Origin of the sequence: Micromonospora sp. C41 (assembly GCF_018070485.1) — a bacterium.
In the GTDB taxonomy this organism is placed as follows: domain Bacteria; phylum Actinomycetota; class Actinomycetes; order Mycobacteriales; family Micromonosporaceae; genus Micromonospora; species Micromonospora chalcea.
This window is the reverse complement of record NZ_JAGPXP010000008.1, coordinates 177,223-200,464: the sequence shown is the minus strand read 5'-3', so window position 1 is coordinate 200,464 and position 23,242 is coordinate 177,223. Positions and strand designations below refer to the sequence as shown.

The following is a 23,242-nucleotide window of genomic DNA, read 5'->3' as shown; positions in this document are numbered from 1 at the left end:
TGAACCGCCGTCGGCGAACCTGTCAGTGACGAATTCATCCGCCGAACCAGCCGGGGACGTCGAGGCGGAACACGTCGGCGGGAACCATCCGGCGCAGGTCGTCCTCGATGGCGGCGACCCGGTCCGCGCCGAGCGTGGCCGCCCAGCGGTCGCGTAGCTCGTCGAAGACCGCCGCCGAGCGGTGCAGCCCGTCGCGGCCCTTCGCGGTCGTCCGGACCAGCTTGCGTCGGGCGTCGGCGGGGTCGTCCACGCGTTCCAGGTAGCCGAGCGCGACCAGCCGGTCCACCGTCTTGCCGGCGGCCTGCTTGGAGACGCCGAGGCGCTGGCCGAGGTCGGAGGCGGTGGTGCCGTCCGGGCCTACGGCCTGGAGGACGAACCCGTGGGCCGGGCGCAGCTCGGGGTGCCCCTGGCGGGCCAGCTCGGCGTGCAGGTCGTCAACGAGCGTACGGAAGCCGGCGAGCAGGAGCAGCGGCAGCGCGAAGCCGGGGCGGTCAGGCGTTGCCACGTTCGACAACCACGTTTACTATTTCGTCAACCACGTTGACCATCTTACGAGAGGGGCACAGTCATGTCCCGCTTCACCACGTACGAGCCGGACACCGCACCCGCCGCCGCCCGCCCGGTCATGGCCGGGGTACGCCGCTCGCTGGGCCACCTGCCCGCTGCCGTCGGCCTGATGGCGGGCTCACCCGAACTATTGAAGGGCTTCCTCGCCGCCAACGCCGCGTTCGAGGCGACCGACCTCGACGCGGTCGCCCGGGAGGTGGTCGTGCTCACCGTCGCCACCCGCAACGGCTGCCACCTCTGCGTGGCCATGCACACCGCTACGCTCGTCCGGCACGCCGCCGCGCCGGAGCTGATCGAGGCGCTGCGGACCGGCGCGACGCTGCCCGACCCCCGGCTGGAGGCGCTGCGCCGGTTCACCGTCGCCGTCCTCGACCACCGGGGCGCGGTCCCCGACGCCGACCTCGACGCGCTGCTCGCCGCCGGGTGGCAGCGCCGGCACGCGCTGGACGTGGTGCTCGGCGTCGGCACGTACACCATCTCCACGTTCGCCAACCGGCTCACCGAGGCGCCGCTCGACGCGCCGCTGGCCGCGTACGCCTGGACGCCCGCGGCCTGAGCTGCGGGGTGTTAAGAAGGGGCCCGTCCTCTACCGGAGGCGTTAACAGGGGGCCCTTCCTTACCTCGCAGGAACGTGCGGGAGGATGGCGGCATGGCGGCTCGTGGCTTCCCGTACACCGATCTCAAGGACTTCCTCGCGGCGCTGGAGCGCGCGGGCGAGCTGCGGCGGGTGAGCGCGCCGGTCGACCCCACGCTGGAGATCAGCGAGATCGTCACCCGCACCGTCCGGGCCGGCGGGCCGGCGCTGCTGTTCGAGCGCCCCACCCGGGGCGAGATGCCGGTGGCGATCAACCTGTTCGGCACCGAGAAGCGGATGGCGATGGCGCTCGGGGTGGAAGACCTCGACGAGATCGGCGCGCGGATCGGCGACATGCTCAAGCCGGAGCTGCCGCAGGGCTTCTCCGGGATGATGGGTGGCCTCGGCAAGGTCATGCAGCTCAAGTCGATGCCGCCGAAGAAGGTCAAGACCGCCCCCTGCCAGCAGGTCGTCTACCGGGGCGACGACGTCGACCTGAACCGGCTGCCCGGGTTGCAGGTGTGGCCCGGCGACGGCGGGATCTTCCACAACTTCGGGCTGACCCACACCAAGCACCCGGAGACCGGCAAGCGCAACCTCGGGCTCTACCGGCTCCAGCAGCACAGCCACAACACGATCGGCATGCACTGGCAGATCCACAAGAACTCCACCGCGCACCACGCGGTCGCGGAGCGGCTGGGCGAGCGGTTGCCGGTGGCGATCGCCATCGGCGCGGACCCGGTGGTGGCGTACTCGGCCAGCGCGCCGCTGCCCGCCGACATCGACGAGTACCTGTTCGCCGGGTTCCTCGCCGGTGAGCGGGTCGAGATGGTCGACTGCCTGACCGTCCCGCTCCAGGTGCCGGCGCACGCGCAGATCGTGCTGGAGGGCTACATCGAGCCGGGCGAGCGGCTGCCCGAGGGCCCGTTCGGCGACCACACCGGCTTCTACACGCCGGTCGAGCCGTTCCCGGTGATGCACATCGAGTGCATGACCATGCAGCGCGACCCGGTCTACCACTCGATCGTCACGTCCCAGCCGCCGCAGGAGGACCACGGTCTCGGCAAGGCCACCGAGCGGATCTTCGCGCCGCTGCTGCGCTTCCTGATCCCGGACATCGTCGACTACGACCTGCCCGCCGCCGGTGTCTTCCACAACTGCGCGATCGTGTCGATCCGCAAGCGCTACCCGAAGCACGCGCAGAAGGTGATGAACGCGATCTGGGGCGCGCACATGATGTCGCTGACCAAGCTGATCGTGATCGTGGACGAGGACTGCGACGTCCACGACTACAACGAGGTCGCGTTCCGCGCCTTCGGCAATGTCGACTACGCCCGGGACCTGTTGCTCACCGAAGGCCCGGTGGACCATCTCGACCACGCCTCGTACCAGCAGTTCTGGGGCGGCAAGGCGGGCATCGACGCGACCCGCAAACTGCCCGAGGAGGGCTACACCCGGGGTTGGCCGGAGGAGATGCGGATGTCGCCCGAGGTGGTCTCACTGGTGGACAAGCGCTGGAAGGAATACGGGATCTGATGACGGCGGCGGTACAGGAACGGCCCGGCCGGGTCGCGTCCTTCCTCAAGCTCGTCGCCATCGAGCACTCGGTCTTCGCGCTGCCGTTCGCGTACCTGTCGGCGCTGACCGCCATGCAGCTCAACGGCGGCCGGGTGCGCTGGGGCGACCTGCTGCTGATCACCGTGGCGATGGTCGGCGCGCGGACGTTCGCCATGGCCGCGAACCGCATCCTCGACCGGCGGATCGACGCGCGGAACCCGCGTACGGCGAACCGGGAACTGGTCACCGGCGCGGTGAGCGTGCGGACGGCCTGGACCGGCGCGGCCGTCGCGCTCGTGGTGTTCCTGGCCGCCGCCGCCCTGCTCAACCCGCTCTGCCTGGTGCTCGCGCCGCTGGCCGTGGTGCCGCTGATCGTCTACCCGTACGGCAAGCGGTTCACCAACTGGCCGCACGCCATCCTCGCGGTGGCGCAGGCGGTCGGCCCGGTCGGCGCCTGGCTGGCGGTCACCGGCACGCTCGACGGCTCCGGCCCGGCCTGGCTGCTCGGCGCGGCGGTCGGCCTCTGGATCGGCGGCTTCGACCTGATCTACGCCTGCCAGGACTCGGAGATCGACCGGGAGATCGGCGTGCACAGCGTCCCCGCCCGGTACGGCCGGCGCTTCGCGCTGCACGCCTCCACCGTCGCGCACGTGGTGACGTTCGCGCTGTTCATCTGGTTCGGCGCGTGGGTCGGCTTCGGCTGGCTGTGGTGGATCGGGCTGGCGCTGACCGCTGCCGCCTTCGCGTACCAGCACCTGGTGGTCAGCCCGACCGACCTGAGCAAGGTCAACCGGGCGTTCTTCACCGCGAACGGCTTCGTCGGCATCGCGTTGTTCGTCCTCGCGCTGCTCGACCTGGTGATCCGGCTCGGCCTGCGGCCGTAACGGCAACGCCGGAACGCGGTCAGGACGCCGGGGTGACCGGATAGCGGGCGCTCTCCAGCGTCCAGTCCACGGTGCCGCGCACGGCGGCGGCCAGGCCGTCGAGGTGGACGGCGACGGCGTCGTCGAGCGTCGGGCCGAACGACGGCGCCGCCGCGCGGAGCGCCGCGAACCGGGCCATCTCGGCCCGCCAGTGCCCGGCCACCAGGTCGACCGCCGCCGGCAGCGGCACGCCCCGCTCGGCGGCCACCGCCAGCACCAGGTTGTGCCCGCCGCCGGTGGCGTGGTCGCGCTCCAGCGAGGCGATGTCGTTGAACCAGGACAGCAGGTCGTTCGCGAGGTCCGCGAGCCGCCGCAGTGCCGGGTGGTGGTAGACCGCGTCGGGCAGCGGGCGTCCGGACGCGAACTCGATGAGCGGGTACGACACGTACGCCGCCGAGGTGGCCCGGCGCAGCCGCACGTACTCGGCGACGCCCGGCGGACGGCCCGACCCGGTGGCGGTGGCCTCCCGGTGGACGCCGTCGAGGTGGTCGGCGACCGCGTCGGCGAAACGTAGCCGCCAGCGGGCCGGCATCCGGCGGCGGGGCTCCCGCCACGCCTGCACCAGCAGGCGCCGCAGCGGGCCGGAGAAGCCCGGATGGCGGGCTCGCGGACCCTCGCGCAGCAACGCGAGCGCGCCGTCGCGCAACGCGCGGATCTGCCCCGGCGTCAGCCCGTCCCGCCCGTCGCAGGCGTCGTCGACCAGGAAGAACCAGGTGAACAGCGCGGTCAGCACCCGCAGGTCCGCCTCGGTGGCGTCCGGGTAGAGGCGGCCGGCGTACCGGGCGAACCCGGCCCGCGCCAGCCGCCGCCGGGTGGCCGGGTCGGGCGGCAGACCGAGCCGGTCGACCAGTTCCACCAGCCAGCCCTGCACGTCGTCCGCGTACGGGGAGAGGCGGGGCGTGATGGGGCAGTCGGAGCGCAGCGCCCGCAGCACCGCCGCAGTCATCACCGGCCCTTCCCACGGAAGTGGATTTGCCGATCGAAGAATTTCACGCCGAGGGAACTCCCGTGAACCCTCTGGACATCCCGGGCGGGCCGCCCGAACGGGGGTCGTGGTCCGCCGCCCGCGGCGACCAGGCACGCTTGAGGGCATGCGCGAACCATGGGTGGTGGGTGTCTCCGGCGCCTCGGGCACGCCGTACGCGGCGGCGGTCGTCCGGGCACTGCTCGACGCGGGCCAGGCGGTGGACCTGATCGTGTCCCGGGCGGCCCGGCTGACAGTGCTGGACGAGACCGGCCGGCCCTTCCGGGACGGGCACTGGGCCGAGGACCTGGCCGCCTGGCTCGACCGCGACCTCACCGGCGCGGACATCCGGCACTGGCCCGCCGGTGACCTGGCCGCCGGCCCGAGCAGCGGCTCCTATCGGGTACGCGGCATGGCGGTGGTGCCGGCCAGCACCGCCGCCTGCGCCGGCATCGCCATCGGGCTCTCCAAGGACCTGCTCCAGCGTGCCGCCGAGGTGAACCTCAAGGAGCGCCGCCCGGTAGTGGTGGTGCCCCGGGAGACCCCGGTGACCCGCAGCCACCTGGAGCACCTCATCGCGCTGCACGACGCCGGCGCCGTGGTGCTGCCGGCCAGCCCGGGCTTCTACGGCGCCGGGGCGGCGGCCTCCGCCGGGCAGCTCGTGGACTTCGTGGCCGGCAAGGTGCTGGACGCGCTGGGCGTCCCGCACACGCTGTTCCGCCGGTGGGCCGGCGAGCTGGCCTCCGGTCGCCGGGAACCCGGCCCGGCCTGACCGGACCCGGCGTACGACGAGCGGGGCGCGGCCTCGATCGGACCGCGCCCCGCACGTTCAGTACATGCCGGCGTTCGCCGGGCCGGGGCCGGTGGAAGCGGTCGGGCCCATGTTGCGGGCCTTGCCCATGTCCTCCGCCTCGTCCAGCATGCCCTCCCCCTCGAGCAGGGCCCGCACCTCGGATTCCCGAAACCGGCGGTGCCCTCCTGGAGTCCGGATACTGCCGATCCGGCCGGCCGCTGCCCATCTGGTCACGGTTTTCGGGTCAACCCGAAACAGCGCAGCGACCTCACCCGGTGTCAGCAGGCGATCTCCAGTGTCCACAGCCCCCTCCTCGCGTCGACGAAGCCCCCGGCTGAACACACTGCCCCCGGCCGGTGCGAGCCCAGAGCCGTCATGAGGGACGTATGGCAATTACAGCACCGGCTACCGGACGTGTCCGCCAAACGCGAAAAACGCACACACTGGGAAGTTAGGAAATGGTACCGGCGGAGAACCCCCGTGAGCGCACGTTTGTGATAGGCGCGGCCCGACCTCATCGTCGCCCGGTGGCCGCAGTGCCGGGCCCCGATCGAGATAGGGTCACTCTCCGTGGACACGATCGACCTGAGCCTTGTGGAGCTGTTGCGAGGCAACGCCCGTCTGTCGTACGCCGAGCTGGCCCGTCAGGTCGGCCTCTCCGCCCCGGCCGTGCACGAGCGGGTCGGCAAGCTGGAGTCCAGCGGCGTGATCCGGGCGTACCGGGCCGAGGTCGAGCCGGAGTCGATCGGGCTCGGCGTCACCGCGCTCATCGGCATCATCGAGGACTCCGACGCGGACACCGACGACGTGCTGGAGTCGTTCCGGCGCATCCCCGAGATCGAGTCCTGCTACTTCATGGCCGGCGTCGAGTCCTTCCTGCTCAAGGCGCGGGTCGGCACGATCGCCGAGCTGGAGCAGCTGATCGTCCGGCTGAACCGGACGGCCGGCGTGGCATCCACCCGTACCAGCATCGCCCTGTCGACCAAGTGGGAGAACCGCCCGCAGCCGCTGGAACCGCCCACCGCCTGATCACTCTGGCCCCGGCGCGGGGATTGCGGTTACCGTGCGCCGATGACGATCTCGGGACGCGGCGCCGCAGTGGTCACCGGTGCGGCCGGCGGGCTGGGCCGGGCCATCGCCGTCGCGCTGCACGCCGACGGCTGGAATGTGCTGCTCACCGACGTCGACGCCGATGCCGTGGCGACCGCCGCCGCGCCGCTGGGTGGCTGGTCGCGCCCGCTCGACGTACGCGACGAATCCGCCTGCGCGGACGTGGCCGCCGAGGCGGCGGCCGCACCCGGCGGCCTCGGGCTCTGGGTGAACAACGCGGGCATCCTGGTCACCGGGCCCTCCTGGGCGCACGACGCCCCGACCCGGCGCGCGGTGGTCGAGGTGAACGCGCTCGGCGCGATGAACGGCACGCTCGCCGCCGTCGCGGTGATGCGCGAGCAGGGCCGCGGCCACGTACTGAACGTCGTCTCGCTGGCCGGGCTGATCGCCGCGCCAGGCGAGACGGTGTACGCGGCCAGCAAGCACGCCCTGCTCGCGTTCAGCCTCGGCACGATGAGCGACCTGCGGATGGCCGGCGTCCGGGGCGTACACGTGTCGTGCCTGTGCCCGGACGGGATCTGGACGCCGATGCTGCACGACAAGCTGGACGACCCGGGCGCGCTGGCATCCTTCACCGGTTCGCTGCTGACGCCGGAGCGGGTGGCCGCGCGGGCCGTCCGGCTGGCCCGGCGGCCCCGGCCGGTGGTCAGCCTGCCGCGCTGGCGCGGCGCCCAGGTACGGCTCCTGGACGCCTTCCCCCGGCTCGCCCTGGCGCTCACGCCGGTGATCCGGGCCACCGGCCGGGCCGGTCAACGGCGGCAGGCCCGCCGGGTCCGGGAAAACCCGAGCCCACCTCGCTTGTAACGTTGCCGACGTGACTCATCTCGACCGGTGCGACGAGGCCAGCCGGCGCTGGGTGACCGAGGCGATCGCCGCTGTCGAGGCGGACGCCAACCGCTCCGCCGACACCCACCTGCTGCCGTTCCCGCTGCCCCGCGAGTGGGGGATCGACCTCTACCTCAAGGACGAGTCGGTGCACCCCACCGGCTCGCTCAAGCACCGGCTCGCCCGCTCGCTGTTCCTCTACGGGCTCTGCAACGGCTGGATCGGCCCGGACACCACGATCGTCGAGGCGTCGTCCGGCTCGACGGCGGTCTCCGAGGCGTACTTCGCGCGGATGCTCGGGCTGCCGTTCATCGCGGTCATGCCCGCCTCCACCTCGCCGGAGAAGATCGCCCAGATCGAGTTCCAGGGCGGGCGCTGCCACCTCGTCCAGGACCCGGCGAAGGTGGTGGTGGAGGCGCGCTGGCTCGCCGAGGACAGCGGCGGCCGGTTCATGGACCAGTTCACGTACGCCGAGCGGGCCACCGACTGGCGGGGCAACAACAACATCGCCGAGTCGATCTACGCCCAGCTCGCGCTGGAACGGCACCCGGTGCCCGCCTGGATCGTCGTCGGCGCCGGCACCGGCGGCACCAGCGCCACCATCGGCCGCTACGCCCGCTACCGGCGGCTGCCCACCAAGCTCTGCGTGGTGGACCCGGAGAACTCCGCGTTCTACCCCGCCTGGCAGGCCGGTGACTGGTCGGTACGCACCGACCGAGGTTCCCGGATCGAAGGCATCGGGCGGCCCACCGTCGAGGCGTCCTTCCTGCCCAGCGTGGTGGACCGGATGGTGCAGGTGCCGGACGCCGCGTCGCTCGCCGCCATGCGGGCCGGCTCGGCGGTGCTCGGCCGCCGCGTGGGCGGCTCCACCGGCACCAACCTGTGGGGCGCGTTCGGGCTGATCGCCCAGATGCTGGCGGACGGACGTACCGGCTCGGTGGTCACGCTCATCTGCGACCCGGGCGACCGGTACGGCGACACCTACTACTCCGACGAGTGGGTGGCCGCGCAGGGCCTCGACCTCGCCCCGCACCTGGCCACCATCGACCGGTTCCTGACCGACGGCGCCTGGCCGGCCTGACCGGCGCCCCGGCTTTGGCGGCGGCGGACGTCAGCGCGGGTCGACCCGCTCGGCCAGCCCCGGATAGCGCACCACGAAACCCTCCGGGTCGACCTCCAGGTCGGCCGTGAACGTGCCGCTGGCGTACCGGACCCGGCCCGGGCCGAGCGAGGTGTAGACCTGCTCGGCCGGGATCACGGCCAGGCCGGGCAGCAGCACCCAGGCCACGGTCACCGCCGTCGCCATGTCGGCGGGCAGCCGCCCCAACCCGATCCGGCGGATCGGCATCGTGTTCGTCAGCGGGGACCCGCCCAGGTCGACGTCGAGCGCGTCGTCCAGCCGACCCGGGTCGTCGGTGCCCGGCAACCCCGCCGGTGGGTGGCCCGCCGCGCTCAGCGCCGCGTCCAGGTCACCCTCCTCGCCGGTACGCACGCGCCACCCGTCCCGGCCCCGTTCCAGGCGTACGCTCCGCGACCAGCCCGCGCCCTCTGCCTCGACCTCCAGCTGGTCGGTCGACCAGTCGGGCGCGAGCGCCAGGCGGTAACGGCAGGTGTACGGGATCGGGTCCACGGCGAGTGCCACGCCCTGCGCGGTCAGCCCCTGGCCGCCGTCGAGCACGACGTGCTCGCAGCCGGCGGTGTCGGTCCGGGCCCAGAAGAGCGACTTCGGCATGGTCCGGACGTTACGCGACCCGGCCGTCGGCGGCAGCGGATGCGCGAACGCCGCCGCCGAGCGGGTGCTCGGCGGCGGCGTCGTGGGTGCGCTCAGATCAGTGGGTACGCGCCGGCGGTCGCCCGCCGAAGCCGCGCCGGTCGTCCCGGCCCCGCCCCTCGGCCCGGAAACCGCCGCTCCGGCGCTCGGCCGGGCGCGCGTCGCCCCGGTCACCGAAACGCCGCTCGGCGTGCGGGCGGTCCTCCTGGCGACGGTCACCGAAGCCACCCGGCCGGTCGTCGTACCGCCGCTCGTCGCGGTCGTACCCGCGCCCGGCCGCCGGCCGGTGCCGGTCCCCGAACGGGCGGTCGGCGCGCTCGCCGAAACGCCTGTCGTCGCGCTGGCCGCCGAAGCGGTCGCTGCGCTGGCCACGGTCGTCGGACCGCTGCTCGCCGAAGCTCCGGCCGTCGGACCGCCGGTCGCCGAAGCTCCGGTCGTCGCGACGCTCCGGCCGCCCGAAGCGGCGCTCGCCGCCACCGGCCCGCTCGCCCGAGTAGCGCTCGCCCGCCGGACGGTCGCCGAACCGGCGGTCACCGCCACGGTCCGCGAACCGGTCGCCGGACCGCTCGCCCGCGGGCCGGTCGCCGTAACGGCGCTCGCCCCGGCCGTCGCGGTCGCCGAACCGGCGCTCGCCACGGTCGGAGAAGCCACCCCGGCCGCCCCGGTCGAAGCCCCGGCCGTCCCGGTCGCCGAAGCGGCGCGGGCCGCCGCGCCGCGGCTCCGGCTCGTCCCGCACGGGTACACCGCTGGGCTCGCGCGCGCCGGTCAGCTCGGCCAGCGCCTCGTCGCCCGCCCGGACCCGGGTCTCGGCCGGCTCGACGCCCGCCTTCTCCATCATGGCCAGGGTGGTGCGGCGCTGCTTGGGCAGCACGAGCGTCGCCACCGCGCCCGACTCGCCGGCCCGGGCCGTACGGCCGGCCCGGTGCAGGTAGTCCTTGGGGTCCTTCGGCGGGTCCACGTGCAGCACCAGCGACACGCCGTCGACGTGGATGCCGCGGGCCGCCACGTCGGTAGCGACCAGCACGGGCGTGCGGCCCTCGCGGAACTCGGCGAGCGTCTTGGTACGCATTCGCTGGGTCTTGCCGCCGTGCAGCCCACCGGCCCGCACGCCGACGGCCGCGAGCTGCTCGACCAGCCGGTCCACGCCGAGCTGCGTACGGGCGAACAGCATGGTGCGGCCCTCGCGGGCGGCGATGGACGCGGCGACCGCGAACTTGTCGTGCGGCGGGATCAGCAGCAGGTGGTGGTCCATGGTGGACACGGCAGCGGTGGCCGGCGCGGTCGAGTGGGTGACCGGGTCGGTCATGAACCGCTTGACGAGCGTGTCGACGTCGTTGTCCAGAGTGGCCGAGAACAGCAGCCGCTGCGCGTCCGCCGGGGTCTTCGACAGCAGCTGGGTGACCTCGGGCAGGAAGCCCATGTCGGCCATCTGGTCGGCCTCGTCCAGCACGGTGATCTCGACGTCGTCGAGCCGGCATACGCCGCGCTCGATCAGGTCGCCGAGCCGGCCCGGGGTGGCCACGACGATCTCAACGCCGCGGCGCAGCGCGTCGATCTGCCGGTCGTACGGCACGCCGCCGACGGCGGTCTTCAGGAAGACGCCCACCGACTTGCCGAGCGGCATGAGGGCGTCGTTGACCTGCATGGCGAGTTCACGGGTGGGGACCAGGACGAGAGCGCGGGGGTGCAGCGGCCGGGCCCGGTTGCGGTCGGCGACCCGGGCGATCACCGGCAGGCCGAAGGCGAGCGTCTTGCCCGAGCCGGTCTGGCCCCGGCCGAGTACGTCGCGGCCCGCGAGCGAGTCGGGCAGGGTGGCCCGCTGGATCTCGAACGGGGTGGTGATGCCCTGCCGGGCGAGCGCCTCGACGAGCTGCCGGGGCAGGCCGAGCGACGCGAAGTCGACGGCGTCGGAGTTCGGGTCGACGGACGGGGACGTGCTGGATTCAGCGAACGTGGTCAAGAAATGCCTCTCGAGCGGGGCGCATCTTCGCGATGGCCCGCCGCGGCCTGTCACGCCGCCGAATCGCCCGCAAGATCGCCCATGAGCGCGCAATCGGGGCGCGCCAGGTCAGTAATCGGAGACAAGTGTACGGCGCTTCGCCCACTCCGCCACGGCAGCGCGAGGCGGTAGTGGGCGGGCTCACCCCCGTCACTCGACCGGCATGGCTCCGGTCAGGCCGCTGAGCGCGTCGTTGGCCAGGAAGACCACGAGCAGACTGATCGCGATGAGCATGGTCAGCGCGACCGCCAGCACGATGATCACCTTGGTGTTGCCGCCCCGGGCCGCCGGGCTCTCCTCGGACCAGCCCTGAGCCAGGATGTGCCCGGTCAGCGAGCCGGAGTTCTCCAGCGGATTGCCCTGCGGGAACGACACGGTGGCGAAACCGGGTCCGTCCGTCCCGCCGCCGTAGACGGCGCCGGCGAGGTCCGTGCTGCCGGACTGCTGACGTACCGGACGGGTCGCGTCGGCGTCGCGGGCCGGCGTGGCCGGCGGCGGCCAGGTCGGCAGCGCCGGCGCCGGGACCGCGGGCGGCGGCGGGGCGGAGACGGGCGCGGCGGCCCACGCCGGAGGCGACTCGGCGGAGGACGCCGGAGTGCCGGTCGTGGCCGGCGGCGCGGACGGGAAGGGCGTGGTGGCCGGCGCGGGCGGCACCGCCGAGCCGGCCGACGGCGTGGCGAACGACGGCGGGCCCGCGGTGACCGGTGGCGTGACGAACGACGGCGCGCCTGGGGTGGCCGACGGCGTGCCGAACGACGGGCCTGCGGTGGCCGGTGGCGCGGGGAACAGCGGCGCGGGCAGCGGGTTCGCCGCGGCCGTCATCGCCGGTGGTGGCGGGAACGGAGGCGCGGGCATCGGACCCGGTGGGGGCGGCGGCGGGGGCACCGCGGGTCCGGGCGGCGGCACCGGCGGCCCCGGTACGGGCGGAACCGGCCCCGGTGGGGTGGGCGCCGGCGCGGGCGGCGCGGGCGCGGGCGGCGTGGGCCGGAACGGCGGCTCCGGCTCCGGCACCGGCGGCGCGGGCGACGGCGGGGTCGGACCCGGTACCGGGGTCGGCGCCGGCTCGGGCTCCGGACCGTGCGGGGCCGGGGGCTGCGCGGGCTCCGGCGGCTGGGCGGGCTCGGGCGGCTCCGGGTTCACCGGACCCGCCCGGTAGACGGTCGCGGCGGCGGGAGCGGTCACCACCGAGGCGGCGATCTCGTCGGCGGACACCCGGCTCAGGCCGGGTACCGCGGCGCTGGCCCGGGCGTGCGCCGTCCCGCCTTGCCCGGCCGGCTTCGTGGACAGCGCCGCATTGAGCCCGGCGGGCTTCGCGGACGGCGCCGCATCGAGGTCGGCGGGCTTCGCGGAGGGCACCGCACCCGGCCCGGCCGGTTGCTCGGCGAGGGCGGGGGACGCGGTGCCGGAGTCGGCGGACCCGGCTGCCGGGGCGCCGTCCCGGGGATCGGTGGCGGTGCTTCCGGCCGCGTTCTCCGGCCCGCCCGGCGCGGCGTCGCGGTCCGGTCGATCGTCGGTCGCGACCGCATCCGCGCCGGCGGCGTCCTCACCCGGCGTCTCGCCGCCCGCCGGAGTGGACACGCCAGCCGGAGCGGCCGGTGTGGACGAGTCGGCGGGAGCGGAAACGGCGGGAGCGGACACGGCAGGCGGAACGGCCGGGGCAGCCGAGTCGGCGAGGGCCGTCGGAGTGGGCACGGGCACCCGGGCGGAACCGGAGACACGGGGAGCCGGGATACCGGCCGCCGGGCCGTCCGGCGTGGCCGGGGAGGGCGTACCCGCAGCGGGTGTGCTGATGGGGGCCTCGGGTGTCGCCGGGCGTTCGGCCACGGCGAAGGCGGACCAGGTCGACGGGGGAACTGTCGCGCCGGGCTGACGCCGGTCCAGCGGCGGGGCGTCCGCCGGGGTGCCCGCGCGGTACGTGGTTGGGCTCGACGGCGCCGCCGGCGGCTCGTCGCCTGCGGGAGGCGGTACGGCCGCCCCGGCGACGGTCACCCGTGCCCGCGCGACGGCCACCGGCCCGGGGCGGGCCGCTGCCGGGCTGTCGTCGGCAGGGTCGGCGGCGTCGGGCGTCGGTCCGGGGTGGACCTTCTCCGCCGGAACCTCGTGCTCGCCCATCTCGCCCCTCCGCACCTACGCTCGCCCCCGACCGTGGCGCCGGCCGAAAGTGCCTGGATCTCACCGTGCCATATTCCGGCCCGGGCGCACAGCCGGAGTGCGGGTTGGGTCAGTCGGCGCTGCCGCTCGCGCTGGCAGAGGCGCTGGCGGACGTGCTGCGCGACGGGGCGACGCTGCTGCTGCTCGGGGCGGCGCTGGTGCTCGGCGCGGCGCTCTTGCTCTCGCTCGGCGTCGGCGTCGGCTCCTCGGGCGGGCTGGGCGGCGTGCTGGGCGTCGGGCTGGAGGTCGTCGGGTCCGGCGTGGGCGTGGTCGGCCTCGGGGTGGTCGGCGTCGGCCTGGGGGTCGTCGGCGTCGGCTTCGGCGTGGTGGGCGTCGGCTTCGGCGTCGGGGACGACGGCGGCGGGGTGGTCGGCACGGGCGGCGGGGGAGCCGGGGTGGCCGGGGCGGCGACGGCTCCGATCACCCGGGTCGCGGCGTAGAGCCGGGACCAGCGGACCACCGAGATCTTGACGACGTCGCCGGTCCGGGGCGCCTCCACCATCTTGCCGTTGCCGATGTACATGGCGACGTGGTGGATGCTCGTCCAGCTGCTGCTGGAGGCGAAGAAGAGCAGGTCGCCGGGGAGCAGCGCGTTCGGTGAGACGGTGCGGGAGCGGGTGGCGTAGTACTGGTCCTTGGCGACCCGCGGCAGGCCCTTGTAGCCGGCCGACCGGTAGGAGGCGAGCACCAGGCCGGAGCAGTCGAACCGGTCCGGGCCCTCGGCGGCCCAGAGGTACGGGTCGCCGAGCTGGGCGAGGGCGTAGCGGACCGCGGCGAGCGCCTTGGGGTCCGCCGCCAGACCGTCGATGCTCTGGTTGACGACGTACGAGCTGCCGAGCTGCTGCTCGGCGGCGTCGGCCAGGCGCTCGATCTCGAGCAGCTTGGCGGCGTTCTCCTTGCGCAGCGCGACGAGCGTCGTCTCCTGCTTGCGCAGGTCGGTCTCGGCGCGGGTGAACTCGGCGGCCTTCTCGGTCGCCCGGCGCTGGGCCGAGTCGTGCGCCTCCCGGGCGATCCGCTCGGCGTTCGTGGCCCGGAGGAGTTCGCCGGTCACCGACGTGGTGGCGCCCTCGGCCTTGTCGCCCCGGGTGATGCGCTGGAGGTTGGCGAAGTCACGCAGGCTGGCGCCGAACTCGCCCGGCGGCAGCGCCGCGTCGGCCTTGACCGCGTCGGCGGCGGCGCTCTTCGCGTTCTCCTGGGCCCGGGTGAGCGCGTCCTGGGCCTCCTTGAGCCGGGCGGCGGACTGGGTCAGCTCGGCCTGTGCGGCGTCCCGCTCGCCCTTGATCCGCAGCATTTCCTCGCCCAGCAGCCCGACCTGGGCGTCGAGCTGGTTGATCTGCGCGATCAGCGGGCCGTCGGCCGGGTTGGTGACGCCGGTGGTGCCGCCCGGCAGGCCCGGGACGGTTACTCCGGGCACGCCCGGAACGCTGCCGGGCAGGCCGGGGACGCTGCCGGGCAGTTGCAGGGGGCCGGTGACCTGGGGGCGGGAGCCGGTGCTGGGCACGGTGTCGGGCAGCGGGTCGGCCCAGGCCGGGGTGGCGAGCGCCGCCGCCGCGACCGCACCGAGGAGGGCGGACCAGAGGGCCGGACGCAGGACCGGTGAGATCACCGGCTGCCGGCCTCGTCGCCGCCGGGCCTTGGTGCTGTCGGACATTCCGCTCCCCGTCCGGTCTGGTGCCCGCCACGCGAGGTGGGGCGTGTCAGGACAGGACGGCACTGGTGTGTGTTCCGCCCCACCCTGTCTTACCTCACCGTCGCAGCGATGTCGATGTGCGGAGAGTGACGGCGGGTGAACTGGCTCGACCACGTCGGCGGCTGGTCGGACCCGCGACGTACGCTCGATCGGGAACCCAGGGGGAAGGACGTGGCTTTCGGATGGACGCCGGACTCAAGCGCGAACTCGAAGCGAAGGTGTACGCCGGGGAGCGGTTGACCCGCGAGGACGGCATCGCCCTCTACGACAGCGACGACCTGACCTGGCTGGGCCGGCTGGCCCACCACAGGCGTACGGAGCTCAACGGCGACCGGGTGATGTTCAACGTCAACCGGCACCTGAACCTGACGAACGTCTGCTCGGCGTCGTGCGCGTACTGCTCGTTCCAGCGCAAGCCGGGCGAGAAGGACGCCTACACGATGCGGATCGACGAGGCGGTCCGCAAGGCCAAGGAGATGGAGGACGAGCAGCTCACCGAGCTGCACATCGTCAACGGCCTGCACCCGACGCTGCCCTGGCGCTACTACCCGAAGGTGCTGCGGGAGCTGAAGGCCGCGCTGCCGAACGTCAACCTCAAGGCGTTCACCGCGACCGAGGTGCAGTGGTTCGAGAAGATCAGCGGGCTCACCGCCGACGCGATCCTCGACGAGCTGATGGACGCCGGCCTGGAGTCGCTGACCGGCGGCGGCGCGGAGATCTTCGACTGGGAGATCCGCCAGCACATCGTCGACCACAACTGCCACTGGGAGGACTGGTCGCGCATCCACCGGCTGGCCCACTCCAAGGGCATGAAGACGCCGTCGACCATGCTCTACGGCCACATCGAGGAGCCCCGGCACCGGGTCGACCACGTGCTGCGGCTGCGCGAGCTGCAGGACGAGACCGGTGGCTTCCAGGTCTTCATCCCGCTGCGCTACCAGCACGACTTCGTCGACTCGGCGGACGGCAAGATCCGTAACCGGATCCAGGCCCGCACCACGATGGCCTCGCCGGCCGAGTCGCTGAAGACGTTCGCGGTCTCCCGGCTGCTGTTCGACAACGTGCCGCACGTCAAGTGCTTCTGGGTCATGCACGGCCTGTCGGTGGCGCAGCTCTCGCTGAACTTCGGCGTCGACGACCTGGACGGCTCGGTCGTGGAATACAAGATCACCCACGACGCCGACTCGTACGGCACGCCGAACACCATGCACCGCGACGACCTGCTGCACATGATCTGGGACGCCGGGTTCCGCCCGGTCGAGCGGAACACCCGCTACGAGATCGTGCGCGAGTACGACGGGCCGCCGTCGCTGGCCGAGCGCCGGTCCGAGCCGCAGCAGGTCTGGGCCTGAGCGGGCGATGAGCGGCGAGGAACAGCAGCGCGCCTTCCCCCGGCGTGACGCCGAGGGGCGCATCCTGACCCTCGGTGACCTGCTCGGCGTGAGCCTCGCCGGCCTGGTCATCGGGGTGCTGGCGCTGCTGGTCTTCGAATGGGCGTTCGCCACCATCGGCGACAGCGGCTTCGGGGGCACGAACGGCTGGCTGGCGGTGATCCTGCCGCTCTGGTTGTTCTGGGACGAGTTCCGGGCCTGGGAGTTCGGCGCCGCCCGGGTGGTGGCGGCGCTGACCGGCATCGCGCTCGGCGTGCTCGCCGGTCTGCTGGCCGCCGGACTGGCCTCGGGGCTGCCCGCGCTGTTCACGGGAGCGTTGGCCGCGGCGGTGTTCACCGTGGTCTACGCGGTCGTCTGGTTTCATGGCGTGCACTGGCTGGCCCGGCGTACGGGCTGAGGCACGAAGAGAGTGGGAATGCGGGAATGAGCGCGGCGCTCAAGTACACGCTGGGCCGGATCGGGCTGTTCGTCGTCGTGCTGGCGGCCCTCTGGTTCGTCGACATGAACATGTTCCTGCGGCTGATGCTGGCGCTGATCTTCTCCGCCACGCTGTCGTTCTTCCTGCTCAAGGGCCTGCGGGACCAGATGGCCGGGGAGATGGCGGAGGCGGCCGAGCGGCGCCGCGTGGAGAAGGACCGGCTGCGCTCCGCGCTGGCCGGTGAGGACCAGGCCGAGCCGGACGGCGAACGCCGCGACAGCTGAGCGGACCGGCGGGGCCCGGCGCGCGACGTCGCGCCGGGCCCTTCGCCGTTCACCAGCCGGTCGAGCGGTTCACCGGATGGTCGAGCCGCTCACCAGTTGGTCGAGCCCGGGACGACCGGCCACGGCCGGTCGACCGGCTTGATCAGGTACGCGATGCCGCCCGAGCCGGAGGCCACTGTGCCGTTGGCCCGGTAGCGCTTGGTGCGCAGCCAGATCTGCTCGAACTGCTCCCGCTTGTAGACGTTGCGCACCGCCTCGTTCGAGGAGGACGCGGGGTCGTTGACGATCACGTCGCCCTCGGCGGTGAAGCCGACGATCACGAACAGGTGCCCGGCGGTGCCGTAGTTGGCCCCGTCCAGTTCGCTGGCGAGGAACGACTGCGAGGTGACCACCGGGATGCCGGCCTTGATGAAGCGTTCTGCCTCGTCCAGCGAGTGCAGCCGGGTGACCCGGCCCTCCAGGCCGGGGAAGCTCGCCGCGTACGCGGTGTTGAACGGCCAGTTGCCGGCGCCGTCGTACTCGTAGTCGTAGGTCATCCGGGCGGCGTGGTCGACAGTCGGGTCGGGGTAGGCGGGGTCGACCCAGGAGGTGTCCTCGGCCGAGGGCTTGCGGCCCCAGTACTCGACCACCATCTCCGTCGAGGTGGGGGAGCACCACGCCTCGCCGCCGCCGTTGTACTCGGGGTACTCGCCGATGTGGACGTTCTGCGAGTAGCGCGGCACGGCCAGCTCGGTGCCCCAGGCGATGCCGCCCCGGCTCGGGGTGACGGTGAACCGGTCGGGCACGTTCGACGCCATCGCGCCGACCATCCGCACCTGCGGCGCGGCGGCCTGGCCGGGCGCGCGGTAGAGCGTCAGCCGCAACTGGTACGAGCGCAGCAGCACTCCGGCGTCGGCGTCGTCGATCGAGAACGTGTCGGTCCAGATGCTCGACCAGGGGTCGCCCTGGCCGTCCAGCGTGGACCGCTTGATGTCCTGGTCGCCGGAGGCCCAGCGGCCCATGACGAACCACGGGGTCTGCGCCCCGGTGTTGTACGTGCCGTGCAGCTCGACCTGGATCCAGGTGCCGGCCGGGGTGGCGGCGTTCCAGGACGCGACCATCTCGCTGGCGTCGAAGCCGATCCGCCGCTCGGGCGAGGTCCAGGTGGCGTACTCCCAGGTTCGGGTCGTGCCGGTGTGCTCGTCGGTGAACTCGGTGGTGCCCGCCGGGCGGTCGATGGTCAGCGCGGGGTGGCGGCCCGGTACGGCGCGGGTGCCCTGGTGGGAGCCGCTGCGCCAGTCGGGGAAGCGGGAGAACTCCTGGAACGTGATCTGTTCGTCGTGTGTGACGCCCGGCCGCGGGGCTTGTGCCTGGGCCGGTGCGGTGGTGCCGAGGAGGGTGAGCGCGGTGAGGCCGGCGAGGGCGGCCGCGCGCATGGGTCGTCCGAACATGGCAGCTCCACGGGGAGACGGCATCGTTGCCGTTCACTGTCGCGCCTGGCGGGAAGTTTCGCCAGATGTTCAGGCATGGAAAATCATTGCCGAAGTGACGATCAGGTCGGGATGACTAAAGGGAGAGACAGATATTGATATGACCATGTGTCTCCTGGTGGAGTGTGCGGACAACGGGAGCTCTCCCGTACCCCCAGGAGGTTGTCCATGGCCTTCCGCACCTCTCCGTTCCGCCGCCGGCTGGCGCTCGCCGCCGCCGTCGGCCTGACCATCGTCAGCGCGGCCGCCGCGCCCGCCGTCGCCCGGCCCGCGCCGGAGGGCTCCGGCGAGCCGGCCACCGTCGCGTACCGGGTGCTCGGCCCCCGCACCGCCGCGGACCGCACCGCGGTCGCCGGCACCGGCGCCGCCATCGACTACTCCGAACACGGTGTGTTGCACGTCACGGCCACCAAGGCCGAGGCGAACGCGATCACCCGGCTCGGGTTCCGGCTCGAGAAGGACGTCGTGCCGGAGCACGACCACGCCGACGGGGGCATGACCGCCAACGCGTTCCCGCCCGCCGACTCGAACTACCACGACTACGCCGAGCTGACAGCGGTGGTGAACAAGGTGGTCGCCGACCACCCGACCATCGCGCGGAAGCTGAGCATCGGCACGTCCTACCAGGGCCGGGACCTGATGGCCGTGAAGATCTCCGACAACGTCGCCACCGACGAGGCGGAGCCGGAGATCCTGTTCAACGCCCAGCAGCACGCGCGTGAGCACCTCACCGTCGAAATGGCGATCTACCTGCTCAACCTCTTCACCGACAACTACGGCAGCGACTCCCGGATCACAAACATCGTCAACACCCGGGAGATCTGGATCGTCCCCACCGTCAACCCCGACGGCAGCGAATACGACATCGCCACCGGCTCCTACCGCTCCTGGCGCAAGAACCGGCAGCCCAACAGCGGCTCCACCGCCGTCGGCACCGACCTGAACCGCAACTGGGGCTACCAGTGGGGCTGCTGCGGCGGCTCGTCCAGCTCGAAGTCGTCGGACACCTACCGGGGCCCGTCCGCCTTCTCCGCGCCGGAGACCGCGGCGCTGCGCAACTTCGTCAACAGCCGGGTCGTCGGCGGGGTGCAGCAGATCAAGGCGAACATCGACTTCCACACCTACTCGCAGCTGGTGCTCTGGCCGTACGGGTACACGTACAACAACACCGCCACCGGGATGAACACCGACCAGTACAACACCTTCGCCACCATCGGACGGCAGATGGCGGCGACCAACAACTACACCCCGGAACAGTCGAGCGACCTCTACATCGCCGACGGCACCAGCATCGACTGGATGTGGGGCGCCCACAAGATCTGGGCGTACACCTTCGAGATGTACCCCGGCTCGGCCTCCGGCGGCGGCTTCTACCCGCCGGACGAGGTGATCCCGGCGCAGACCTCACGCAACCGGGAGGCCGTGCTGATCCTGTCCGAGTACGCCGACTGCCCGTACCGGGCGATCGGCAAGCAGAGCCAGTACTGCTGACCTCACCACCGGGTGGGAACCCCGGTTCCACCCCCGCCGGGGTTCCCACCCACCCCCACCGTCCGGACGATCTCCGCTGGTCGTGCGCTACCGTGGCACCGACCGTGCCACAGCGAAGCCGGTGCGAAACCGGCGCTGTCCCGCAACTGTGATGCCCCGTACGCGCGGCGTCGGCCTCCCGCCGGCGCCGACGGACGTGGGACGAGCCAGGTCGCCTGCGGCCCGGTCGCGACACGCGCTCTCGAGGAAGGGCGCCTCGCGGACGGGCCTCTCTTCCTGTCGGCGAAGCACCACACTCCTCGACCGACAGGAGGCTTCATGTCCCGACGTACCCCCCGGCTCTTCGCCACCGCGCTCGCGGCCGGCGTGCTGCTTCTCGGCGGTTGCGCCGAGAAGACCTCGACCGACACCCCCGCCGCCGGCGCCTCCGGCGGCGCGTTCCCGGCCACCGTCGGCAAGCTGACGCTGGAGAAGCGGCCCGAGAAGATCGTCTCGCTCTCGCCGACCTCCACCGAGATGCTCTTCGCCATCGGCGCCGGCAAGCAGGTCACCGCCGTCGACGACCAGTCGAACTACCCGGCCGACGCGCCCCGCACCGACCTGTCCGGCTACCAGCCGAACGCGGAGGCGGTCGCCTCCCGCAACCCCGACCTGGTGGTGATCTCGGACAACCTCAACAAGATCGCCGACCAGCTCGTCGCGCTGAAGATCCCGGTGCTGCAGATCCCCGCCGCGGCCACGCTCGACGACACGTACCGGCAGCTCACCGACCTGGGCACGCTCACCGGCCACCGGTCCGAGGCCGAGGCCGTGGTGCAGAAGATGAAGGACGACATCACCGCGCTGACCAAGGACCTGCCCAAGCGCACCGAGAAGCTGACCTACTTCCACGAACTGGGTCCGGAGCTGTACACCGCGACCAGCAAGACGTTCATCGGCACCATCTACGCGCTCGCCGGGCTGGAGAACATCGCCGACCCGTCCGACGCCGACGGGAAGAACGGCGGCTACCCGCAGCTCTCCCAGGAGGTCATCGTCAAGGCGAACCCCGACTTCGTCTTCCTGTCCGACACCAAGTGCTGCAAGCAGAACGCCGACACGGTGAAGGCGCGCAGCGGGTGGGCCGGCATCAACGCGGTGAAGAACAACCAGATCGTGGAGCTGGACGACGACATCGCCTCGCGCTGGGGGCCGCGCGTGGTCGACCTTCTCAAGGTCATCGTCGACGCCACCGCCAAGGTCCCGGCCTGACAGTGGCCCTACGACAGGCGGACTCCGCCCCGAACCCGGCCGGAACGCCTCGGGCGTCCCGGCCGGGCATCCGGCCGCTGTCCCGCCCCGGGCGGCGCGGGGCGCCCGGCGCGGGCGGCGCCCCGGTCCGGCCCGCCGGGCTACGCAAGCGCTGGCTGCTCGCCGGAGTCGTGGCCGTGCTCGTCGCGCTGGTGGCCGGCGTCTCACTCGGCCCGGTCAGCCTGCCGCCCGGCAGCGTCGCCGCCGAACTGCTCAACCTGCTACCCGGGGTACGCCTCGACAGCGGGCTCACCGAGCGGGAAATCGCGATCATCACCGAGCTGCGGCTGCCCCGGGTCGTGCTCGGCCTGCTCGTCGGCGCGCTCCTCGCCCTGGCCGGCGGCTGCTACCAGGGCGTCTTCCGCAACCCGCTGGCCGACCCGTACCTGCTCGGCGTGGCGGCCGGCGCCGGCTTCGCGGTCACCACGGCGATCGTGCTCGGCGCCGGAGCCGGCGGGGCGCTGACCGGGCTGCCGATCACCATCCCGCTCGCCGCGTTCGTCGGCTCGCTCGGCGCGGTCGTGCTGACGTACCTGCTCGGCGCGGCCGGCGGACGGGACCGGTCACCGGCCACGTTGATCCTGGCCGGGGTGGCGGTCTCGGCGTTCTTCGGCGCCGGGCAGACGTACCTGCTGCAACAGCACTCCGACAACATCCAGCAGGTCTACTCCTGGCTGCTCGGGCGGCTCGCCACCGCCGGCTGGCACGACGTGTGGCTGGTCCTGCCGTACTTCGTGCTCACCGCCGTGGTGGTGCTGCTGCACCGGCGTGAGCTGGACGTGCTCTCCGTCGGCGACGACGAGGCCACCGGCCTGGGGCTGCACCCGCAGCGCTCCCGCTACCTGCTGATCGCCGCCGCGTCGCTCGGTACCGCCGCCGCGGTCTCCGCGTCCGGGCTGATCGGCTTCGTCGGCATCATCGTGCCGCACACCATGCGGCTGCTCTTCGGCTCCAGCCACCGGATCATCCTGCCGCTGTCCATGCTGTTCGGCGGCGCGTTCCTCGCGCTCACCGACGTGGTCGCCCGTACCGCCGCCGCCCCCGCCGAGATCCCGATCGGCGTGGTCACCGCGCTGCTCGGCGGCCCGTTCTTCGTCCTCGTCCTGCGTACCGCCCGCCGGGTGGCGATGTGAACGCCCCCGCCGTGCGCGTGCACGACCTGCGGGTCGCCCTCGGCGGCAACCCGATCCTGGCCGGCGTCGACCTCACGGTCTCCGCCGGTGAGTGGGTCACCGTGATCGGACCCAACGGCGCCGGCAAGTCGACCCTGCTGCGCGCCGTCGGCGGCCTGCTGACCGGCCCGGGCGAGGTCGCACTCTTCGGTACGCCGATCGGCGCGCTCCGCCGCCGCGAACGGGCCCGGGTGGTGGCCACGGTGGCCCAGTCCCCGGTGGTGCCGGCCGGCATGTCGGTCTTCGACTACACGCTGCTCGGGCGTACCCCGTACATCCCGGCGCTGGGCCGCGAGTCCGCCGCCGACCTGGCCGCCGTGCACGAGGTGCTGGACCGGCTCGACCTCGGCCCGTTCGCACACCGTGAGCTGGCCACGCTCTCCGGCGGCGAGCGGCAGCGCGTCTTCCTGGCCCGGGCGCTGGCCCAGGGAGCCACCCTGCTGCTGCTGGACGAGCCGACGAGCGCGCTGGACATCGGGCACCAGCAGGAGGTGCTGGAACTGGTCGACCAGCTCCGCCGCGAGCACGGCCTGACCGTGCTGGCCACCATGCACGACCTCTCGATCGCCGGCGAGTACGCCGACCGTCTGGTGCTGCTGGCCGACGGCCGGGTGGCCGCCGCCGGTCCACCGGACGAGGTGCTCACCGAGGCCCTGCTGGCCCGCCACTACCGAGCCCACATCCGGGTGATCCCCGGCGACCACGGCCCCTTGGTGGTCCCCGTCCGCCCAACCTGACCTCACCCGCCCCGCCTTCGCGCCGTCGATCTTGCACTTCCGGCCCCGACAAAAGGTGCGAATGTA

Annotated in this window: 21 protein-coding genes, 1 pseudogene and 1 riboswitch; of the genes and pseudogenes, 14 read left to right on the top strand and 8 right to left on the bottom strand. The window is 73.1% G+C overall.

The genetic code is table 11. The features are described from left to right. Positions 1-34: 34 nt before the first annotated feature. Positions 35-505 (bottom strand): MarR family winged helix-turn-helix transcriptional regulator, encoded by a 471-nt coding sequence (locus KBX43_RS12160; protein WP_113972218.1) that lies wholly within the window; start codon positions 503-505, stop codon positions 35-37. Positions 506-568: 63 nt separating this feature from the next. Here KBX43_RS12160 and KBX43_RS12155 point away from each other — a divergent pair, with 63 nt between their 5' ends. The 3 genes from KBX43_RS12155 (at position 569) to mqnP (ending at position 3,582) form a co-directional block, all read left to right on the top strand. Then, positions 569-1,123, top strand: a complete 555-nt coding sequence (locus KBX43_RS12155; RefSeq protein ID WP_210884429.1) for a carboxymuconolactone decarboxylase family protein — start codon at positions 569-571, stop codon at positions 1,121-1,123. Between the two features lie 93 nt (positions 1,124-1,216). Then, positions 1,217-2,677, top strand: coding sequence for a menaquinone biosynthesis decarboxylase (locus KBX43_RS12150; RefSeq protein ID WP_043327390.1), 1,461 nt, complete (start codon positions 1,217-1,219; stop codon positions 2,675-2,677). After that, positions 2,677-3,582, top strand: a complete 906-nt coding sequence (gene mqnP, locus KBX43_RS12145) for a menaquinone biosynthesis prenyltransferase MqnP (protein WP_043327388.1) — start codon at positions 2,677-2,679, stop codon at positions 3,580-3,582. Before KBX43_RS12150 ends, mqnP begins: the two co-directional genes overlap by 1 nt. Before the next feature lie 19 nt (positions 3,583-3,601). Here mqnP and KBX43_RS12140 read toward each other — a convergent pair whose 3' ends face one another. After that, positions 3,602-4,567: a hypothetical protein gene (locus KBX43_RS12140; protein ID WP_064448406.1), complete on the bottom strand. Its 966-nt coding sequence runs from the start codon at positions 4,565-4,567 to the stop codon at positions 3,602-3,604. A gap of 145 nt (positions 4,568-4,712) precedes the next feature. On the opposite strand from KBX43_RS12140, the gene KBX43_RS12135 reads away from it, so the two are divergent. Beyond that, positions 4,713-5,357 carry a UbiX family flavin prenyltransferase gene (locus KBX43_RS12135; RefSeq protein ID WP_043327384.1) on the top strand — a complete coding sequence of 215 codons (645 nt, stop codon included), beginning with the start codon at positions 4,713-4,715 and terminating at the stop codon, positions 5,355-5,357. Between the two features lie 57 nt (positions 5,358-5,414). Here the strand turns inward: KBX43_RS12135 and KBX43_RS12130 are convergent, their stop codons facing one another. Continuing rightward, the gene (locus tag KBX43_RS12130) at positions 5,415-5,681 is read right to left on the bottom strand and encodes a BldC family transcriptional regulator (protein ID WP_013473529.1); all 267 of its coding nucleotides are present in this window, start codon (positions 5,679-5,681) and stop codon (positions 5,415-5,417) included. 267 nt (positions 5,682-5,948) lie between these two features. On the opposite strand from KBX43_RS12130, the gene KBX43_RS12125 reads away from it, so the two are divergent. The 3 genes from KBX43_RS12125 to KBX43_RS12115 are packed head-to-tail and all read left to right on the top strand — an operon-like array spanning position 5,949 to position 8,394. After that, entirely contained in the window at positions 5,949-6,407 is a 459-nt protein-coding gene (locus KBX43_RS12125) for an Lrp/AsnC family transcriptional regulator (protein WP_018787850.1), read from the top strand. Between the two features lie 42 nt (positions 6,408-6,449). Next, the gene (locus KBX43_RS12120) at positions 6,450-7,292 is read left to right on the top strand and encodes an SDR family oxidoreductase (protein WP_210884428.1); all 843 of its coding nucleotides are present in this window, start codon (positions 6,450-6,452) and stop codon (positions 7,290-7,292) included. A 10-nt stretch (positions 7,293-7,302) separates the two neighbouring features. After that, positions 7,303-8,394 (top strand): PLP-dependent cysteine synthase family protein, encoded by a 1,092-nt coding sequence (locus tag KBX43_RS12115; RefSeq protein ID WP_210884427.1) that lies wholly within the window; start codon positions 7,303-7,305, stop codon positions 8,392-8,394. Between the two features lie 30 nt (positions 8,395-8,424). Here KBX43_RS12115 and KBX43_RS12110 read toward each other — a convergent pair whose 3' ends face one another. From KBX43_RS12110 to KBX43_RS12095, 4 genes are all read right to left on the bottom strand, one after another. Further along, entirely contained in the window at positions 8,425-9,045 is a 621-nt protein-coding gene (locus KBX43_RS12110) for a putative glycolipid-binding domain-containing protein (protein WP_210884426.1), read from the bottom strand. A 97-nt stretch (positions 9,046-9,142) separates the two neighbouring features. After that, positions 9,143-11,044: a DEAD/DEAH box helicase gene (locus KBX43_RS12105; protein WP_210884425.1), complete on the bottom strand. Its 1,902-nt coding sequence runs from the start codon at positions 11,042-11,044 to the stop codon at positions 9,143-9,145. A gap of 189 nt (positions 11,045-11,233) precedes the next feature. Then, positions 11,234-13,195 (bottom strand): hypothetical protein, encoded by a 1,962-nt coding sequence (locus KBX43_RS12100; protein ID WP_064448412.1) that lies wholly within the window; start codon positions 13,193-13,195, stop codon positions 11,234-11,236. A gap of 109 nt (positions 13,196-13,304) precedes the next feature. Further along, positions 13,305-14,885 (bottom strand): C40 family peptidase, encoded by a 1,581-nt coding sequence (locus tag KBX43_RS12095; RefSeq protein ID WP_210884424.1) that lies wholly within the window; start codon positions 14,883-14,885, stop codon positions 13,305-13,307. Positions 14,886-15,106: 221 nt separating this feature from the next. On the opposite strand from KBX43_RS12095, the gene mqnE reads away from it, so the two are divergent. Genes mqnE through KBX43_RS12080 form a run of 3 tightly spaced genes read left to right on the top strand, consistent with a single transcriptional unit; the run spans position 15,107 to position 17,017 of the window. Further along, the gene (gene mqnE / locus KBX43_RS12090) at positions 15,107-16,276 is read left to right on the top strand and encodes an aminofutalosine synthase MqnE (RefSeq protein WP_043327375.1); all 1,170 of its coding nucleotides are present in this window, start codon (positions 15,107-15,109) and stop codon (positions 16,274-16,276) included. A gap of 7 nt (positions 16,277-16,283) precedes the next feature. Then, complete coding sequence (locus tag KBX43_RS12085) at positions 16,284-16,712, top strand: hypothetical protein (RefSeq protein WP_209959656.1); 429 nt, start codon at positions 16,284-16,286, stop codon at positions 16,710-16,712. Positions 16,713-16,738: 26 nt separating this feature from the next. After that, on the top strand, positions 16,739-17,017 hold the full coding sequence (locus KBX43_RS12080) for a DUF4229 domain-containing protein (RefSeq protein ID WP_069088699.1): 279 nt from the start codon (positions 16,739-16,741) through the stop codon (positions 17,015-17,017). An 89-nt stretch (positions 17,018-17,106) separates the two neighbouring features. On the opposite strand, the gene KBX43_RS12075 is transcribed toward KBX43_RS12080, so the two are convergent. Further along, the gene (locus KBX43_RS12075) at positions 17,107-18,447 is read right to left on the bottom strand and encodes a C39 family peptidase (protein WP_166455691.1); all 1,341 of its coding nucleotides are present in this window, start codon (positions 18,445-18,447) and stop codon (positions 17,107-17,109) included. 207 nt (positions 18,448-18,654) lie between these two features. Between KBX43_RS12075 and KBX43_RS12070 the strand changes: the two are divergent. From KBX43_RS12070 to KBX43_RS12055, 4 genes and pseudogenes are all read left to right on the top strand, one after another. After that, positions 18,655-19,974: pseudogene (locus tag KBX43_RS12070) on the top strand (M14 family metallopeptidase); the annotation flags it as partial. 120 nt (positions 19,975-20,094) lie between these two features. Then, positions 20,095-20,188, top strand: a riboswitch (cobalamin riboswitch). Positions 20,189-20,295: 107 nt separating this feature from the next. Beyond that, the gene (locus KBX43_RS12065) at positions 20,296-21,228 is read left to right on the top strand and encodes an ABC transporter substrate-binding protein (RefSeq protein ID WP_043327365.1); all 933 of its coding nucleotides are present in this window, start codon (positions 20,296-20,298) and stop codon (positions 21,226-21,228) included. A gap of 77 nt (positions 21,229-21,305) precedes the next feature. Then, a complete protein-coding gene (locus tag KBX43_RS12060; protein ID WP_051611556.1) occupies positions 21,306-22,400 on the top strand; it encodes an iron ABC transporter permease in 1,095 nt (364 codons plus the stop codon). Then, the gene (locus KBX43_RS12055) at positions 22,397-23,176 is read left to right on the top strand and encodes an ABC transporter ATP-binding protein (RefSeq protein ID WP_043327362.1); all 780 of its coding nucleotides are present in this window, start codon (positions 22,397-22,399) and stop codon (positions 23,174-23,176) included. Before KBX43_RS12060 ends, KBX43_RS12055 begins: the two co-directional genes overlap by 4 nt. The last annotated feature ends 66 nt before the right edge of the window (positions 23,177-23,242 follow it).